Consider the following 18,549-nt stretch of genomic DNA (forward strand, 5'->3'; position numbering starts at 1 on the left):
TTTATTGGGTATATAGTTTTTCATTACAATCAGTTTTTAATTACAACTTGCGTCTTTCTTCTGGTGTTACGCCACCAAAATCATTAATTGTTTTCCAAGTCACTTGGCTGATATTTTTTATAGGAATATTCCAAGTCATTTGTTGAAAAGGAGGGAGCATTCCCGCAGATTTAATCTCGTAGTTTTCTACATTATTGCCAGTGGTCAACTCAGAAAAAGAGATATAGTAGGGCGTTGGATTTTCCGCAATGAGTTTATCTCCATCGGTTTTGAATTTTAGAGACTTATAAGCAATACCGGCATTGTCTGCTAAGTTAGCAGGACGATAGAATAGCTTGAACCGTGATTTTACCGTGATTTGCAATTGATTCTGTTCTGATTTGCTTGTAGCAGGAATAGACTTGATATTGAGCCAGAACAAAGATTCTTTATCATCAGGTAATGCATTACCAATTTTAACAATCCGTAAAACATTTTCATTCTCGGCTGTTAATTTGAAAAGTGGGGGAGTGATAATAAAAGGTGCTTTCATTTCATCATTCTCACCTTGAATCCACGATTGAATAAGGTAAGAAATGTCGGTTTCTGGATTGTCTATGGAAATAGAGGCTTCTTTCTGGTCACTAATATAAACAACCCGTGTGCCGCCAATGACGACGCCAGCAAAAGAGATGTTCGTATTGAAAATACAGATAAAAATTAAAATGCGAAAATATTTCAAAGTGGTTGCTCCAAACAATATTTAGACCAGAGTGATATTGTTTTGGCTTCCCTGCCATAATTTCCTTTAGTTATAGATAATAGTGAAATTAGCGACTGCGTCACCTGCACCTGGAGTCACAGAATCAGCCGTTGCCATGTATTTGGCAATGAATTTCAATTCTTCTGCTTTTCTCTGTGAGAAATATTGAGGACGTGAATTTTTTGCTAGATCGATTGGGGTATGACTGTCATCTTCATAAAGTGCAATTGCGACACCTTTGGCAGCATCCTCTCCTCCATTACCGTTTAACGCTAAAAGTCCGCTGTTGTTTTTGTCCGGTTGGCCGTCAAATCTGACCTGAGCTTGTTTATAATCTTTCGGGCAGTCAGTCAATTTAATACTAAAACTGATAGCAGCAGAAGTACTATTTAACCCATTTAATGAACTTGAATTGATAGTGCCCATATTTACGGTTTGGTTAGCCGAATTTGAATCAATTTTACACGCAGTAGCAGTAATCTTGCCTGTAAATTTAATTTTCCCATCATTAGCATGGGTAGCGGACATAAATACAGATGAAACAAATAAAGTTGAAATAATTAACTTGGTTTTCATTTCTTAATTCATCCTACTTCTGACGAACTTATTCGACAGAGAAACAGATTGTTGGGTTAATGTTAATGCCGTACATAAATACGGCAACGAAACGGTTTACTTCTGATAAACAACGAAACACAACTTTTCATATTCCCTCATCAATAGATAAGGTGAAAAATATAGTAGCGATTAATTAACAAAGATCAAAATAATAACTTAACTAATCTCATAATTTGAAGTTTTCAGCTATTAGAAAAAGATTAATAGAATTGTTATGCATAACATAGTTTTTTTTCTGAACTTCAATGAGCTTTTATTCTGTTTTATAAAATTAATTATTAATTACTGACATTTTGTAAAAATAAAAATGATGCAAAACACATAATACGTTTTAATTTTGCTTATTTGTTAAAAATTTAACCAAACATTATGTATTTATTATTTATTTGTAACGCAAAATCTATCTTTTAATTTTTATACCTAATTATTGTGATTATGTAAGATGTTATATCTATTTTTAAGGTAAATGAAAATGAATTACATTTGCGTAAAGTTAACTTTTAATTGATAAAATCTTTATGACTAATACCCTGACATAGTTCGGATTCTATATGTTTGAAGAATATTTCGATGTAAAAACAGAATTAATTCTTATGGATTGGCTTTTAAATGATCTGTTTTTATCCTTTTTTAGTTACAACATACTTAATTGCAAACAAAAAAACAATCTGAAAAACGCAACCAAAACACTAAAATAAATTCCACCAAGAATGAATAACACGCAAAAGAAACGGTCAAACTATTACCACATTCAAACAAAGCCCCACATAGATACAACTATGTAGGGCCTTATATGCTTTCTAGATTTATTGAAATTATTTTATTAAATACACATACCTAACAGGAAAAGCGACCACCATAATTTATCTGTACAATTTTTTATGCAATCTGTATTACCTTCACAAGCGTAAGCGTAGATAATATTGGGATTTAAGAATCCAATGTTTGCTTCTTGTGCATTTGCAATACCTACACTGAAACTAGAAAAGATAGCTAAAGTTATTGATAAGATTAAAATTATTCTTTTCATAATATTATCCTTCCAAAAGAATATAAATTTTCTCTCAATCTCAAATTCCCTGTTTTTATAAATAGGTAACAGGCAATAGGGAGTAGTTATAGCAAATATTTTAAGTTAGTGGTTTATAAAGGATAAGAGTGGATTCTGATGCTCTGTTGGACAGTTTGGTTTGATATGTAGCTATACTTAGCGGCCTCATACTCCCACAATTAAAATATCAAATCAATATTTTTTAAGCCATGATTTTCGCCGGAAAAGCGATGACTGTCTTCACACCAAAGGTCAACAAACAATGGAACATTAAAAAACCGGCACAAAGGCCGGATTCTTTGGAATAGTTTAACTTTTTAAGATACAGCTAATTAGTGCATTAATTGCCATGTAGACGGGAGCGCTATTAAAAACAAAACCACAATAGTTGATTTTTCTCTAATAGTTAATGGCGTTCTTTCCTGATTTTGTCTGCGTGCGTACAAAAAAACCAGCAATCCAGGAACGTATAGTACTACCGAAAGTAAAAGGTTCATGAGTCCCGAAGCATAAAGTAGCCATAACCCATAGGTACAAGAACCCAGAGCAATAAAGAGTAAAGCACGGCTACCACGTTGAAAGGCAACTTTCACTAAAAATGCACCGACAAGAAAGTAGGGGACAAGGATCATCTCAGAAGCAATAGAAAGTAACGTGTTGTAATTACTGCTGCTTAACCAAATTAAGACCAAAGAGAGTTGAATAGCACCATTTGTGATCCAAAGTGATGATTCAGGTGCTTGTTTACTGTTTTGTTTTTTGAAGACTTTAGGGAATGAACCATGTAAGGAAGCGATAAATGGCACTTCTGCTGCCATGATTGTCCAGCTTAGGTAAGCACCACAAACAGAGATGATCAAACCAGCAACAATCACAATTTCACCCGCTGAACCCATTAACCCGACCATTAAAGTTGCCATAGAAGGATTACGCATAACCGCTAATTCAGGTCTGGTGACTAACCCTAATGAAAGCAGGGTGACCATCACATATACCCCTAATGCTGAAATCACAGCCAGTACAGTTGCGATACCAATATCCTTGCGTCTTCTGGCTCTGGCTGAAACAACAACTGCACCTTCAACACCGATAAAAACCCACAGTGTAATTAGCATCGTATCTTTAACTTGCTGCCAAACAGGAACGCCCATCTCAATGCCGCTGAAATCAAAAGAAAACACATCCGTTTTGAAAGCGATGACAGCTAAGATAATAAATAGGGCCAATGGTAATAATTTTGCCATTGTCGCTAGTAAATTAATTCCCGCAGCCGTTTGCACACCACGCAATACCAGCCAATGAACAAACCAAAGTAAAATAGACTCACCGATTAACGATTGCCAAGTATTGCCATCACCAAAAATTATTGAGTGTTCGGTATCAGTGAAAAAACTTAACGCGGCAAAGACAATAACTAGGTAAGAAACATTGGCAATAATGGCACAGAACCAGTATCCCCATGCAGAACAAAATCCAACTAACTCCCCAAAACCCTCTCTTGCGTAAGTAAAAATACCGCTATCCAAATCAGGACGCAATCGTGAAAGTAAAAGTAAGGAAGTGGCTAAAAAGAGAATACCTATGCCTGTTATTCCCCAACCAATTATTAATGCAGCGGGACTGCCTACTTGCGCCATGTTTTGCGGCAAACTGAATACGCCGGCACCGACCATAGAACTGAGTACCAGTGCGGTCAGAGACGTAAGGCCTAATTTCTTTTCCAAAGATACGTTCCTAAAAAAATATAATCGACACGATTAGCCAGAACATTAGTTCTGAATATCGAACAATATTGGATATTGATTGCATCCATGCGATGGATTGCAGAACCGTTTTAGTCGATAAATCCAAAAACAGGGCGATTCTACGGAGTGAAAGGATTGTATGCAATGGTTTATTATGCAAAAAAATATAAATTTTATGCATAAAAGGCACAAGTATTCTTTGTGCCTTTTCCAAGAATAGCTGAACTATAATGTATGATTATTTGAATAAATCTGCACTGATGGTAACGTTACCACCATTAGACTGCCATTCCCGTGTGATATGGTAGTATTTTGCGCCTTTCTCTGCTGCACGCTTAGCAACCTGATAAGAAACTTCAGGGGCGGTAGTGTAATAACCTGAAAAGGTGACGGAATCGAATGGAGCCATCAGAGCGGCGGATGCTTTATTCAACTCTTGAATTTTTGTGCCATCAGGTAAAGTTACAGTGTAACGACCGCTTTTTGATGACTGGGTTTCAAAAAATCGACCAACCACATTGCTTGTTGAAGTTGAAGAAGCAACACCTGGAATTTCGACTTTCTTAGCTTCCTCTCCACCTTGTGCCAGAGCCTGACGTCCTGCTTCAGAATCGGCTGGGATCACAGCTTCGTTAGACTGAACTTTACGTTTCGGCGCATCCTCTTTATAAACATATGCAGTGACTATTTGGTTTCCACCATTATTCGGTGCAATATCACGGACAATGAAGAATGATGCCGCATTTTTCTTTTTAGCCGCTTTGGCGATAGCTTCTTTCAGGTCAGGGTCAGTCGGGAAATAACCATTAACAGTTACAGTATCGAAAGGCTCTAAAGTAGTGGCTTCAGTTTTAGGTAACTCTTTGATGCCATGATAGATGCGATAGTTAGGAGTTTTATCTGCTTTTTCCGCATCTTTGTGGTATAAATCGGCGACAACACGCAAATTACCACGTCCATTAAGATCATCAAGACTCTGAATGTAAAAACTGTCAGCGCCTTTTTTATCTGCCTGACGAGAAACCGCATCCGCAGCTTCATAAATTGCATTAAAACGACCAGTAACTGAAATTCGCTCAAAGGGTTTAAGCTCAGCCGCTTGCTCTGGAGTTAATTCTTTAGCTGCATGTGCAGTGGTTATCGTGGTTAATGAGAACATCGCGGTAGCGATGATCGTTGTCTTCAGCTTCATAAAAAATCCTTTCGCCTTGCGCACTAAAATATTTATAACGTGCTGAACATTGTTATGCATCACATAGAACGTAATTATTACATGTAATAATGCTAATTGTCGCAATAAATTATGCCTTCTAAAGAAACAGTTACTAGCTTTTAATATATGACACTAAGAATTTCACTAATTGTAGTAATTTATACAATTTAACTAATTATTTACCTTAAAAGGTCATTTTGTTTTTCTGATTTTATGATAATTCGTTGACATTATTTTCATAAAGTTACTATTTGGTATTCTATTGATAGGTTTTGCTGATAGCAGCAATAAAGTCAATCTAATCGTTAAATAGGCTTCAACAAGGTAATAATCAGCAATATTTCATTCTTAAAGAAGGAAACATTATGCGTATTGGTGTACCAAAAGAGCGACTTTCCAATGAGGCTCGCGTTGCTGCCACACCATCAACGGTGGAGCAATTGCAGAAATTGGGGTTTGACGTCACAGTTGAAACAGGAGCAGGGCAACTTGCTAGTTTTGATGATGTTGCTTATCAAAAAGCAGGAGCTGATATAGCGGAAATCCACCAAGTCTGGCAATCAGATATCATTTTAAAGGTAAACGCCCCTGAAGATGATGAAATTGCTTTAATGAAAGAAGGTGCCACACTAATTAGTTTTATTTGGCCAGCACAAAATCCGGCATTAATAGAAAAATTAGCAGAACGCAAGGTAACTGTTCTTGCTATGGACGCAGTTCCACGAATTTCCCGCGCACAATCTTTAGATGCTCTCAGTTCAATGGCAAATATTGCTGGTTATCGCGCTATTGTCGAATCCGCCCATGAATTTGGTCGTTTTTTCACAGGGCAAATTACAGCGGCAGGCAAAATACCACCAGCTAAGGTCATGATTATTGGCGCGGGGGTTGCCGGATTAGCGGCAATTGGCGCTGCCGGTAGCTTGGGTGCGATTGTCCGTGCTTTTGATACACGACCGGAAGTCAAAGAACAAGTTCAAAGCATGGGAGCTGAATTCTTAGAATTGAATTTTAAAGAAGAAGCAGGCAGTGGTGACGGTTATGCAAAAGTAATGTCAGAAGCTTTTATCAAAGCAGAAATGGAACTGTTTGCTGCACAAGCAAAAGAAGTAGACATTATCGTTACAACAGCATTGATTCCGGGGAAGCCGGCACCACGACTTATCACAAAAGAGATGGTTGATTCCATGAAACCTGGTAGCGTGATTGTCGATTTGGCTGCCCAAAATGGCGGTAACTGTGAATATACGCAAGCCGATAAGCTTGTCGTTACAGCAAATGGGGTGAAAATTATTGGCTATACCGATCTGCCCAGCCGATTGCCCACCCAATCATCACAACTCTATGGATCAAACTTAGTCAATTTGCTGAAACTACTGTGCAAAGAAAAAAATGGAGAAATCATCATTGATTTTGATGATGTTGTTGTACGTGGCGTCACAGTCATTAAACAAGGTGAAATCACATGGCCAGCTCCACCTATCCAGGTTTCAGCGCAATCAATAACTACCAAGCCGACATCAGTAAAAAAAGAGGAGAAACCAGCAGAAAAGCCCAAATCTCCATGGCTGAAGTATGGAGCGCTCGCGCTAGTAATAATTTTGTATGGCTGGTTAGCACATGTTGCACCGAAAGAATTCTTATCTCATTTTACTGTTTTTGCGTTGTCCTGTGTGGTGGGATATTACGTTGTCTGGAATGTCAGCCATTCGTTGCATACGCCATTAATGTCCGTCACCAACGCTATTTCAGGGATAATTGTAGTTGGTGCTGTACTGCAAATTGGTGAAGGGGGATGGGTAAGTTTCTTCTCATTTATTGCCGTGTTAATTGCCAGCATTAATATTTTCGGTGGCTTTACTGTCACTCAACGTATGCTGAAAATGTTTCGTAAAGGATAAGGGGTAAAACTTATGTCGAACGGAGTAATATCGCACGGAATAGTGACAGCAGCCTATATTGTTGCCGCCATTTTGTTCATTTGCAGCCTTGCCGGACTTTCCCGTCATGAAAGCGCCAGACGCGGTAACATTTTTGGTATCGTTGGTATGGCGATTGCGCTGGTTGCCACAATCTTAGGGCCTGATACTGGCAAAATTGGCTGGATTATTTTAGCAATGGTCATCGGGGCAGTTATTGGTATTCGTCTTGCCAAAAAAGTGGAGATGACTGAAATGCCAGAATTGGTAGCTATCCTGCACAGTTTTGTCGGATTGGCGGCGGTTCTGGTTGGGTTCAATAGTTTTATCACCCATGATAATTTTGCCAGCTCCATTATGGAAAACATTCATCTGACAGAAGTTTTCCTTGGGGTATTTATTGGTGCTGTAACTTTCACTGGCTCGGTTGTCGCATTTGGTAAATTACGTGGGAAAATCTCATCCAAGCCATTGATGCTGCCACATCGGCACAAACTTAATCTGGCAGCATTGGTTGTCTCCTTGATCTTAATGTTCACCTTTATCAAAACAGAAAGTGTTGGCTTGCAAGTCTTCACTTTACTGGTGATGACAGTTATCGCTCTCGCTTTTGGCTGGCATTTAGTGGCCTCGATTGGCGGGGCAGATATGCCGGTCGTTATTTCCATGCTGAACTCATATTCAGGCTGGGCGGCTGCGGCAGCCGGTTTCATGTTAAGTAATGACTTGTTGATCGTCACAGGCGCTTTAGTGGGTTCTTCGGGGGCAATCCTTTCTTATATTATGTGTAAGGCGATGAACCGTTCCTTTATCAGTGTCATTGCTGGCGGTTTCGGCACAGATGGGCATTCTTCAAGTGATGATCAAGAGCTGGGAGAATACCGAGAAACAATCGCGGAAGATGTCGCTGAACTGTTGAAAAATTCCACTTCCGTTATCATTACTCCAGGCTACGGTATGGCAGTTGCTCAAGCGCAGTATCCTGTGCATGACATTACAGCGAAATTGCGTGAGAAGGGCATAAATGTTCGCTTTGGCATTCACCCTGTTGCGGGACGGTTGCCAGGTCATATGAACGTATTACTTGCTGAAGCTAAAGTTCCTTACGATATTGTCTTGGAAATGGATGAAATTAATGACGATTTTTCTGGAACGGATACGGTTTTAGTTATAGGAGCCAATGACACTGTAAACCCAGCCGCTCAGGAAGATCCTTCAAGCCCTATTGCTGGCATGCCTGTTTTGGAGGTTTGGAAAGCACAAAATGTCATCGTATTTAAACGTTCGATGAATACGGGATATGCCGGAGTACAAAATCCATTATTCTTTAAAGACAATACACAAATGTTGTTTGGTGATGCGAAAGAAAGTGTAGAATCCATCCTTCGGGCTTTATAACTCAAACCACCTCAAAATCCTAAGAGCTTCGGGTTATAACTCGAAGCTCTTTTCCTTGATTGAAGTTGAAATGTAGGCGTTGGTGTATTTATTGCAGTTCTGTCGTATTAACGGGATATCCAAATAATAATGAGTCCTTTCAAAGATTAAATATCTACTTTTTAAAGTAAAGAGGTGGTAATTTGGATATATGATTGCTTGGTCCTTTTCTTACAGTACCATCGTCATTTATAGTAATATCATTATAATGTTGATAAAAGGTTCTGCGGGGATATCCCTTTTCATATCTGAATGCGTTTTCTGAAAGGTTTTCAGCAGAGTATTTCCCTAAGCCAACTGTTTTTGCTTCCTCAAGCAGGAGAGGGTGGAAACCTTGATCTAACTCGTTGTTTTTGAGACGTCTTCCTTCTAGATTATGAAGAGCATGAAGCAGCTCATGAAATACAATACATGCATTTTCTCTTATCCTTTCGTTCTCTCGCATTTGATTATTTTGTCTAAGATTGCAATAAAAATCAGATCCCGTTCCCAGATAACTGTCAGCGTAATGATCTTTATGTGCTTTAACGCCTGTATCCTGGGTACTGAGATGAATAGATAACTTGAGCTGTTTACTTCTTAATGCTGCGTCGATACGCTGAAGCAACTGACGGCCTGTCAACGATGATTCTATTTCTTCCATTGCCTCATTAAGCCACTTCATTTGTTCATTATTATAGCTAACAAAAGAAACACCTTGATTATTATAAAACCACTTCATCCTGAAGCTTTCTTGATGATGAATTTCATTCTCGTGCGGTTGCAATGATAATTTCAAAACAGTAGGACGTTGCATATATATGTGTCTCCTTAACTACCCAAAATTCTGGGTGGATCGAAGTTTTATTTTATTTGATTGATTTTTAATATTTTTTATCCAATATTACAAAAGTATCAACTAGGATGTCATAGGTATGTAACTTTTACTTAGACCCAGTTCAAAAAAATTGGTGTGACCAAAAAATATTATCTCTGTTCGGCCATCAAAATCGTTTGGGTATCTGGTGTTACTCTGTGAATGGAGTTTTTTTATAAGAATTGAAATGTAATGCGCTACATTCATATATTGAATGTAGCGCATATTACATATATTAACAAAAGCATCTTGAGGATTAACTACATACCTCAAATATACCAAAACACTATATGATTTCTCCTAAAAAAATAATTTCTCCAATTCTGATACATTACTATGATAATGATTTTTCTAAAGGGTTAATTTATTTTTATTCCTTCATAATAATCTTGACTTGTTATTTTTAGTTACCTTTATATTGAGCAGCCCAAGCTACAGTTCCATTATATGAGCACTGGAATGAAGGACCTTGAAAATACCATTTAATTCCATCACTTGTAAATGTATTAGCAAAAGAATTATAAGGATTAATTACATATCTCAAATATACTCGACCATTATGTGATTTATCCTGAGATGGGCATGTAGCAGCAAGTGCCGTAGTTCCTGCCGATGCAGTCCCAATTCCTCCGGTTAATGCAATGCCTGCAACTAATGCCCCAACTGTCAATAATTTCTTAAACATAAACATTCTCCTGTTATATTTTAGAATTTGCCATTTAAATATATTACTTATAAAGTCTTATTTGATAACGCACGCTAAATCTAAATCACCACCTGGCGACATTGCAATTTCAAAATTTAGAAACTGATTGTATTTTTATATTCTGGATTAGAAATATAATATCTATTATCATAATTTATGATCAATAATTATTTGGCTATTATTTGCATGAGGGGAATAAATTATAGGCAATTGCAATGTCATACACAATAACAATATTGATTTAATGCAATCTAATTATCCGCTTATTAATTAAGTTGAAAATTGGATCTATTTCATAAAGATAGATATTAAAGCAAGGGGATATTATAAAAATAATGGATACTATAAATTCGATTTATCCCACAATACCAATATCGCCGGTTATCAATATGCAACGGTTAACCCGTGTTTATCAACAGGGTGAAGAGGGTGAAGTACCGATTCTAAAAAATATAACGGCACAAATTTATGCCGGTCAAAGCTGTGCTATTGTCGGAACATCAGGTTCAGGTAAAAGCACCTTATTGAATATCCTTGGTTTACTGGATAAGCCCACCTCAGGTGAGTATTTTCTCTGCGGTATCGATATGTCAACAGCAGATACTGATCTCAGAGCCAGAATGCGCAATAAAGAAATTGGTTTTGTTTTTCAAAGTTTTCATTTGTTAGCTGGCATGACAGCCACAGAGAACGTTGCTTTACCACTTCTTTACCGCGGTATTTCTGCTTCACAAGCACATAAAACTGCCAGAGAAAAACTACATTTGGTTGGCCTATCACATCGTGCGGCTCATTATCCGGCAGATCTATCCGGCGGGCAGCGACAACGAGTGGCGCTCGCCAGAGCGTTGTCCGGAGAACCTTCGTTACTGCTGGCTGATGAACCTACCGGTAATCTGGATCGCCAAACCGCAGAAGAAATTTTATTGCTACTTTCTTCCCTTCATACAGACAAGGCGATGACGCTGGTCGTAATAACCCATGATGCTATGGTTGCGAACCATATGCAGCGCGAATTACGCATTATTGACGGTCAGTTGCATGAAAGTTGCATGAAACCAGAGGGATGACAATACATGCATGATCATCGTCAATCTGACAACTATGGCATGTCGGTACTAATGATATGGAGAGAAGCCTGGCGTAACTTAATGGCAACGGGAAGAAGTACTCTACTTGCTTTATCGGGTATTGCTATTGGTTGCGCTTCGGTTGTGGCATTTGTTAATACCGGACATAACGCCACACTTGCTGCGTTGAAAATGTTCAGCGGGCTTGATATCAATGTCATTACAGCAAATCTAAACACTTATAATCATGGTATTGATAGCCAGTCAATGAAAATGGCCGACCTGACAACAGCTATTCCGGGTTTATCTTCCGCAGCCCCCTGGATCTATTACCCTTCGCCTGGACGCTATAACGGGAAAACAGAAACATTTACCATAATAGGCTCTTCTGCGGAACTTGAGGAAGTCATGCAATTACGACTTCGTTATGGCCGATTTATCACTGATTATGATCAGTTCTCTCCCTATGTAGTCATTGGTAATGAAGTTGCCGTTACCCTTGGTGATGGAGACCCATCCCGTATACTTGGCAAACAGATTCAGCTTGGTAACTATTTATATACCGTCATTGGTATTTTCGCTATAAAAGGGCAAAACCCTATCTTTCCTTTTTCGCTGGATTCGGTGGTGGTCGCGCCTATCAATGCCATGCGTAAAATCTCACCCAATACTGATTTGAATGGCATCATCGCTCGCACTATAACAACCGCAACCACAGAGGACGATGCGAAGGATTTATTGGCATTGCTCAAGCGCAAGTTTCCGGCGGTTGATATTGATGTTCGGGTGGCCCAGCAACTACTGAAAGGGCAGACAGAACAAAACAAAACCTTTTCTTTTATGTTGATCGGATTGGCGGGTATTTCGCTGCTCACCGGTGGTATCGCAATTTCAAATGTGATGCTGATGAACGTTTCGGCTCGACGAAAAGAGATCGGGTTACGTATGGCTTTAGGCGCAAGAACTCAGGATATCCGACGCCTTTTTTTGTATGAAGCTGCTGCATTGACTTTAGCCGGCGCAACCCTTGGAACACTGGCAGGTGTTATCGTCTCCTTTCTTTTTGTCCTCTATTCTGGTTGGTCATTTTCTTTAGCCCCTTTATCTATTCCTTTAGGAATAGGTAGTTCAATCATGGCGGGACTTATCTCCGGTTTTTATCCCGCACATAAAGCCTCTCAAATGGAACCCGTACAGGCATTACGTGATGATTAAAAAATATTTTCTTTGTGGATCTCTGACCTTGTTTTTCCTTTTTCCTCAAACAGGGCTGCCTTCATCTGAACAGGAACGAGAACCTGATTACAGTCTGCGGCGGAAAGACTCTGGAGAGGCTATAGGCTTGTCGTTGAGTGATGCGATATCACTTGGTTTAAGAAATAACTACGCAATACGTAGCTTTTATCTGGATCGTATCGCCCAGAAATTTGATTTACGGGTGGCAGAAGATCGATTTACACCAAAGCTACAACTGAGTGGGCGTTACATTGCGGGTAAAAATCAGGATTCAAATTTTAGGAAAACTGACCTTTCTCCGAATGCCACACTGCTTACGCCTTTGGGAACGCGTTTTACTCTTTCCTGGACGCGTGAAAACACGAGATCTGGGGTAAACAATTTTCACAATGATGGCGCAAGCATTACTGTGGTACAGCCTCTTTTACGGGCAGCAGGAACCGATGTCAATAATGCTCCGATCTTATTGGCTAAACTCCAGGAACAAACCAATAGGTTGAATTTAAAAGCGACTATTTCTGATTCAATCACGCAAATTATTTTCGCATACCATGCATTACTCCGTGCTCAGGAGCAACAATCATTATCAGTCGCTTCTCTTAAGCGTATGCAGAAATTAGTCGAGATTAACAAAGAGTTGATTGATGCAGGCCGGATGGCCCAGACAGATATAATACAAACTCAGGCTGATCTGGCCATGCAGGAACTGTCGGCAAAGGAGGCGGAAAACAATGTGCATTCCACGAAGCTGGCATTGCTTAAGTTACTCGCCTTAAATCACAAAACTCCCATCTATGCTACAGATACGCTAAAAGGAACGCATGTAGGTCTGAATATTGAAAAATCAATTGCAAAGGCACAAGCTCAGCAGCCTGATTACCTTATTCAATTGCTTTCTGCAAAAACAGCAGATATTCAATTATTGCAGGCCCGAAATAATCGGCTCTGGGATTTATCATTGGTTGGCGGTGCATCTCAGCAACGTTCATCATCTTCTGAAGCCCGAAACTGGGAAAGTTTTGTGGGTATACAACTGGATATTCCAATTGGAGATCTAACTCAGAAACAAGCAGAAGTTCAGGCTAAAGTAAATGTCCAGAAGCAAGCCTTACACTTGGAGGAAGCAAAAACAAATCTGGAACAAAAGATAATCAATGCAATCCGTGATACGGGATCACGCTGGCAAGAATATCAATTAGCGATAAAAGCCAGCTCACTTTCTCAGAAAAAACTCGAAATTGAACAGGAAAAATTACAGGCTGGCCTATCCAGTAACTTTCAGGTTCTGAGTTTTGAAACCGACCTAAGAAATGCCGAAAATGCCCGCCTGAACACACTTATTCAGTATCTCAATGCTCAGGCTGAACTGGATCAAACTCTTGGCACTACACTGGAAAGCTGGGGGATAACACTCAATGATTAAACGTTATCAATGGGCCATCGCTGGCATACTTGTTGTGGCGGCTTGTTTTTTTACCTTTTTATCCTTAAAGCAACCACCAGCTCAGGAGTCAGTACAATGGATTGAGGTAAAACAAGCTGTTATAGAAAAACGACTTGGTTTGGTCGGCCATCTACAATCTGCACGTCTTGAAACTATACCTGCTCCATTTGACGCAATTATCAAACAAATTTTGGTCAAAGAAGGACAGTGGGTGCAAGAAGGTCAAACATTAGTGACGCTTGATACCCGAAAGATTGATATTGATCTTCGGCAAGCGCAAGTTGAGATGATCAAAGCCTCATCAGTCGTTGACCAATTACATGACTGGGAGAATAGCCAGGAAGTGATCCGAGCCAGAAGAAATGTCGAAAATGCAAACCACATGGTTATAGAACTAAAAAATAATCTCGCCAAAACACAAGCTCTGTTTTCACGGGGCATTGTACCAAAAATGGAAGTGGAAACTCTCCAGCAGCAACTTCGCCGACAACTAACAGAACTTGCTTCAGTACAGGATGATCTTGCATCCATTCGACAAAAGGGAAGCATTAATAACGTACGCGTTGCAGAAATGGAACTTCAGAATGCAACAACCCGTTATCAGGCGCTACAAGAACAATACTTGCATAAAGAAATTAAAGCACCATTTTCGGGTGTCATATTGAGGGCTGCACAAGGAGAAAATAAGAAACTTTTAACGATTCAGACAGGAGTTAGAGTAACCGAAGGGATGCCATTATTGGAAATTATGGACACAACCCAATATCAGGTACTGGCGCAGGTAGAAGAAACCGATCTCGCCAAACTTAAAGAAGGGCAGGCAGTAAAAATCAGTGGCGAAGGGTTTTCTGAGCACTCTTTGGATGGAGAAATTGAAACCATTGCAATGCAAAGCGTGAGTACAGATAAACCAGGATCTGCAATTTATTATGATGTTGTGATTAAAGTGATTTCATCTATGAATCAAAATTATCCCATCAGACCTGGAATGAGTGCCAAAGTCAATATTGTTATTTATCGCAATGAACAAGGAATTGTTGTACCAGAAGCAGCGTTAACTCGCGCTAGCAATGGACAATTAATAATAAGTTGGCGCCCAGATTTAAAACGTCAGGCTATACCCCGCCAGATAATTGTCGGGGAAGCTATGCCGGAAGGTATAGAGGTTCATGGACTAGAAGAGGGATTTATTGCACTGCCGCGATGGTAAAACCATCAATTCATAAATATATAGAAAATACAAATACTTACCAGAATAAAATTATGATGATAGATAGAGTATTTTTGACAAAAATACTCTACTTATTAAAAGATACGTTTGAAAAAGTAAGATTTATTGAATAAGATGGCGTGGGTAATTAGCCGTAATTTTTACAGAGCGTAACCACTAAAGCGTGGCCGGTTTGCACAAAAAACAAACCATATATCAAATCAAGAATAGGAAAATGGAAATGTCCGTTCCGTCCAACCATGAAAATAGCGGTGATAAAACATCACTAATTGTGCCGAACGATTCTCAACAGCAAGAACAGGGTACACTGGTGTCGCTCTCAGTATCAGGAAGACAGATATATGACAATCCCGCGATTGCCTATCTTGTCAGCCTTGGATCAAAACGCAGTCGCAAGACCATGAAATCATTTTTGGACATCGTGGCAAAAATGTTGGGATACCAAAATGTACATGACTGTACCTGGCATGCACTTCGTCGCCACCATATTCAAGCAATTATGGAAATGCTTTCAGATTCGGGTAAAGCTCCCGCTACAATTAATACTTATCTTTCCGCCTTGAAAGGAGTTGCATTGGAAGCATGGTCAATGAAACAACTCGACACCGACAATTTTCAACATATAAAACAAGTGCGTTCTGTCAGGGGAAATCGATTACCAAAAGGCAGGGCACTTGAGCGTTATGAAATAAAAACTTTATTTTTTACCTGCGAAAATGATATCAGTACAAAGGGGTTACGTGATGCCGCTATCATTGGGGTGCTTGTGGGATGCGGACTTCGTCGTTCAGAAATTGTTTCACTCGATATGAAGCATATTATTCGTCGCGAACAAGCATTAAGAGTGATGGGGAAAGGTAATAAAGAACGATTAGCTTATATGCCAGAAGGGACATGGGAACGTTTAAATAGCTGGATAGATGAAGTGCGTGGGGATCATTCTGGTCCACTTTTTACCCGGATCCGTCGTCATGATGATGTAACCGATAGCCGTTTATCAGATCAAGCCATCTATCACATTCTTGAAACCCGTAGAATAGAAAGCGGATTAGAAAAATTTGCTCCACATGATTTGCGCAGGACTTTTGCATCAGCCATGCTGGACAACGGAGAAGATATTGTAACCATCAAAGATGCAATGGGGCATTCAAGCATCACGACAACCCAAAAGTATGATAGACGTGGAGATGAACGTCTAAGAAATGCCGCTAGAAATCTGAATTTTTGACAGGGATAATAAGTTTTGCGATTGCGTTTTTATGGACGGGATTGTACAGCGCACTGGATAAACCCTAAAAAATATTATTAATGATTGCCCGAAATAATGTTCGGGCAATCTATCAACGAGCAAACACGTTACTCTATATCTATCTTGATTGGGCAAACAAATCCATCAGGCTTTATAGCTAACAAATCACATCTTAGTCGATCGACGACATGTTCTGCAGTATTACCAAGAAACGCGGCTGATAATCCAGTTCGACCAAGAATGCCTAAAACAACCACACCAGCATTGAGTTCATCACATATTTCAGGGATGACTTTTTCCGGTATACCTTCACGAACGTGAGTTTGCTGCTCATCAATATAGAATTTCTGTCTCAATTCTTTCATGGCGATCAAATGTTGACCGCGCAATGCCTGATTATACACATTAGGGTTAAAGTCAGGCAATTCAGTTGCAATATTTAAAGGTGCTACCGGATAGGCACTAACGAGATGGATCAGAGGGTCTTTTACAATTCGATTGGCAAGTTCTTGTGTCTCACGCACCAATTTCAGATTCAATTCATTATGATAAGGTTCTTCATTAGATAAATTAACAGCAACAGCAGCAGAACCATTTTCTGGCCATACTTGATCTTTTACCATCCAGACTGGGCAAGGGCACTTACGTAGCAAATGCCAGTCAAGTGGAGTAAAAATCATTGATTCTAATCGGGAATGTTGATGTGCCATTTTCAATAATAAGTCGTGCTTTTCAGTAATAACTTCTTGAATAATGGCTTCATAAGGACGATTATGCCAAACTACTTTGATCTCAATATCAATACCTGATTCAAGATAGTAATGGGCTTGTTGTTTTATCCAAGCGATTCGTTGGCCTATGACACCTTTGCGCATAGCATTTCTTTCTTCTGGAGAAAGTAAGGTAGTCATTTCATATGAAAGGTCATAAATCGGTAAAAATGCTTTAATCTGCCCACCATTGCGCTGCACGATATAGACTGCGCGTCTTAGAGCGGGCTGATCATCCTGATTAGGATCAATCGCAACCAAGAGATTTTGGTAGTTTGCCATATTGAGTTCCTCGCAGAGTCTGAATGCCTCTTTCATACAGAAGATAAACCAATATAGACAACTATAACAGGGTAAGAGTAAGCCAGATCAGCAAAATATAGTGATCTGGCTTAAAATTTAACTAACGTCAGGACACATTAGCTAGAGTTTTACCAACCAATTCTGACAATTTATTCATATCTTCGATCGCAATATACTTACCCTTAACAGCTAAAATTCCATTTTTCTGGAAGCGACCAAGTAGGCGACTAATTGTCTCAACAGTCAAGCCTAAGTAATTACCAATGTCACCACGTGTCATGGTTAGGCGAAATTCACGAGGAGAAAAACCACGTTGTGAAAAGCGACGTGACAGGTTGTAAACGAAAGCAGCCAATCTCTCTTCTGCGTTCTTTTTGGAAAGTAACAGGATCATTTCTTGGTCACCTTTGATTTCTCCGCTCATCAAACGCATCATTTGCTGGCGGAGATTAGGCATTTTTCCAGAAAGATCATCCAGCGTTTCAAATGGGATTTCACATACCATTGAAGTTTCCAAAGCCTGAGCAAAGCTTGGATGTTCAGTATTAATGATGGCATCAAATCCAACTAAATCACCAGCAAGGTGGAAACCTGTAATTTGTTCATCACCTTCTTCGGTAATAGTATAACTTTTGATGGTCCCAGAACGGATGGCATAGAGTGATTTTAGTGCATCACCGGCCTTAAATAATGTTTGCCCTTTCTGGATAGGTTTCTTACGCTCAATAATGTTATCAAGCTGATCAAGTTCATGCTCATTTAAGGTAAAAGGAATGCAAAGCTGGCTAATGCTACAATCCTGACAGTGGATTGCACAACCACCAGATTGAATCCGACGAATAATACGTTGTTTTTCCGGGATCATAGGGGATGCTCATTAGAAGTGATTGATATGTGTAAATTTAACATATTTAGGTTGCCCTGATAAGAGCAAGATACTGCCATTAATCGCGGTATTT

General features: G+C 39.4%; 16 protein-coding genes. 7 read left to right on the forward strand and 9 right to left on the reverse strand.

From position 1 onward, the window contains the following. Positions 1-40: 40 nt before the first annotated feature. The 5 genes from Xish_RS16510 to ydgH all read right to left on the reverse strand — a co-directional run bounded on the left by Xish_RS16510 (position 41) and on the right by ydgH (position 5,348). Positions 41-739, reverse strand: a complete 699-nt coding sequence (locus Xish_RS16510; RefSeq protein WP_244186188.1) for a fimbrial biogenesis chaperone — start codon at positions 737-739, stop codon at positions 41-43. 48 nt (positions 740-787) lie between these two features. Then, complete coding sequence (locus tag Xish_RS16515) at positions 788-1,318, reverse strand: fimbrial protein (protein ID WP_099118921.1); 531 nt, start codon at positions 1,316-1,318, stop codon at positions 788-790. An 865-nt stretch (positions 1,319-2,183) separates the two neighbouring features. Then, complete coding sequence (locus Xish_RS16520; RefSeq protein ID WP_099118922.1) at positions 2,184-2,390, reverse strand: hypothetical protein; 207 nt, start codon at positions 2,388-2,390, stop codon at positions 2,184-2,186. A 353-nt stretch (positions 2,391-2,743) separates the two neighbouring features. Further along, entirely contained in the window at positions 2,744-4,135 is a 1,392-nt protein-coding gene (locus Xish_RS16525) for a basic amino acid/polyamine antiporter (RefSeq protein WP_099118923.1), read from the reverse strand. A 259-nt stretch (positions 4,136-4,394) separates the two neighbouring features. Beyond that, positions 4,395-5,348, reverse strand: a complete 954-nt coding sequence (gene ydgH / locus Xish_RS16530) for a DUF1471 family protein YdgH (protein WP_099118924.1) — start codon at positions 5,346-5,348, stop codon at positions 4,395-4,397. A gap of 386 nt (positions 5,349-5,734) precedes the next feature. Here ydgH and pntA point away from each other — a divergent pair, with 386 nt between their 5' ends. Together pntA and pntB are read left to right on the forward strand one after the other, a co-directional pair. Continuing rightward, the gene (gene pntA / locus Xish_RS16535) at positions 5,735-7,270 is read left to right on the forward strand and encodes a Re/Si-specific NAD(P)(+) transhydrogenase subunit alpha (RefSeq protein ID WP_099118925.1); all 1,536 of its coding nucleotides are present in this window, start codon (positions 5,735-5,737) and stop codon (positions 7,268-7,270) included. A gap of 27 nt (positions 7,271-7,297) precedes the next feature. Next, complete coding sequence (gene pntB, locus Xish_RS16540; RefSeq protein WP_099119127.1) at positions 7,298-8,686, forward strand: Re/Si-specific NAD(P)(+) transhydrogenase subunit beta; 1,389 nt, start codon at positions 7,298-7,300, stop codon at positions 8,684-8,686. A 154-nt stretch (positions 8,687-8,840) separates the two neighbouring features. Here the strand turns inward: pntB and Xish_RS16545 are convergent, their stop codons facing one another. Together Xish_RS16545 and Xish_RS16550 are read right to left on the reverse strand one after the other, a co-directional pair. Next, positions 8,841-9,521: a M91 family zinc metallopeptidase gene (locus Xish_RS16545; protein ID WP_099118926.1), complete on the reverse strand. Its 681-nt coding sequence runs from the start codon at positions 9,519-9,521 to the stop codon at positions 8,841-8,843. A gap of 463 nt (positions 9,522-9,984) precedes the next feature. Continuing rightward, positions 9,985-10,266, reverse strand: a complete 282-nt coding sequence (locus Xish_RS16550; protein WP_099118927.1) for an LCI fold-containing protein — start codon at positions 10,264-10,266, stop codon at positions 9,985-9,987. 356 nt (positions 10,267-10,622) lie between these two features. On the opposite strand from Xish_RS16550, the gene Xish_RS16555 reads away from it, so the two are divergent. The 5 genes from Xish_RS16555 (at position 10,623) to Xish_RS16575 (ending at position 16,496) form a co-directional block, all read left to right on the forward strand. After that, a complete protein-coding gene (locus Xish_RS16555) occupies positions 10,623-11,357 on the forward strand; it encodes an ABC transporter ATP-binding protein (protein ID WP_099118928.1) in 735 nt (244 codons plus the stop codon). 6 nt (positions 11,358-11,363) lie between these two features. Continuing rightward, the gene (locus Xish_RS16560) at positions 11,364-12,572 is read left to right on the forward strand and encodes an ABC transporter permease (protein ID WP_099118929.1); all 1,209 of its coding nucleotides are present in this window, start codon (positions 11,364-11,366) and stop codon (positions 12,570-12,572) included. After that, the gene (locus Xish_RS16565) at positions 12,565-14,016 is read left to right on the forward strand and encodes a TolC family protein (RefSeq protein ID WP_099118930.1); all 1,452 of its coding nucleotides are present in this window, start codon (positions 12,565-12,567) and stop codon (positions 14,014-14,016) included. The genes Xish_RS16560 and Xish_RS16565 overlap by 8 nt, the downstream gene beginning before the upstream one ends. Further along, positions 14,009-15,247 carry an HlyD family secretion protein gene (locus tag Xish_RS16570; RefSeq protein ID WP_099118931.1) on the forward strand — a complete coding sequence of 413 codons (1,239 nt, stop codon included), beginning with the start codon at positions 14,009-14,011 and terminating at the stop codon, positions 15,245-15,247. Before Xish_RS16565 ends, Xish_RS16570 begins: the two co-directional genes overlap by 8 nt. Positions 15,248-15,488: 241 nt before the next feature. Then, a complete protein-coding gene (locus Xish_RS16575; RefSeq protein WP_244186190.1) occupies positions 15,489-16,496 on the forward strand; it encodes a tyrosine-type recombinase/integrase in 1,008 nt (335 codons plus the stop codon). 128 nt (positions 16,497-16,624) lie between these two features. Here Xish_RS16575 and uspE read toward each other — a convergent pair whose 3' ends face one another. Both uspE and Xish_RS16585 read right to left on the reverse strand, forming a co-directional pair. Then, positions 16,625-17,569 carry a universal stress protein UspE gene (gene uspE, locus Xish_RS16580; RefSeq protein ID WP_099118933.1) on the reverse strand — a complete coding sequence of 315 codons (945 nt, stop codon included), beginning with the start codon at positions 17,567-17,569 and terminating at the stop codon, positions 16,625-16,627. A gap of 127 nt (positions 17,570-17,696) precedes the next feature. Continuing rightward, positions 17,697-18,455, reverse strand: a complete 759-nt coding sequence (locus Xish_RS16585; protein WP_099118934.1) for an FNR family transcription factor — start codon at positions 18,453-18,455, stop codon at positions 17,697-17,699. Between the last annotated feature and the right edge of the window lie 94 nt (positions 18,456-18,549).

Origin of the sequence: Xenorhabdus ishibashii (genome assembly GCF_002632755.1) — a bacterium.
GTDB classification, from domain to species: Bacteria; Pseudomonadota; Gammaproteobacteria; order Enterobacterales; family Enterobacteriaceae; genus Xenorhabdus; species Xenorhabdus ishibashii.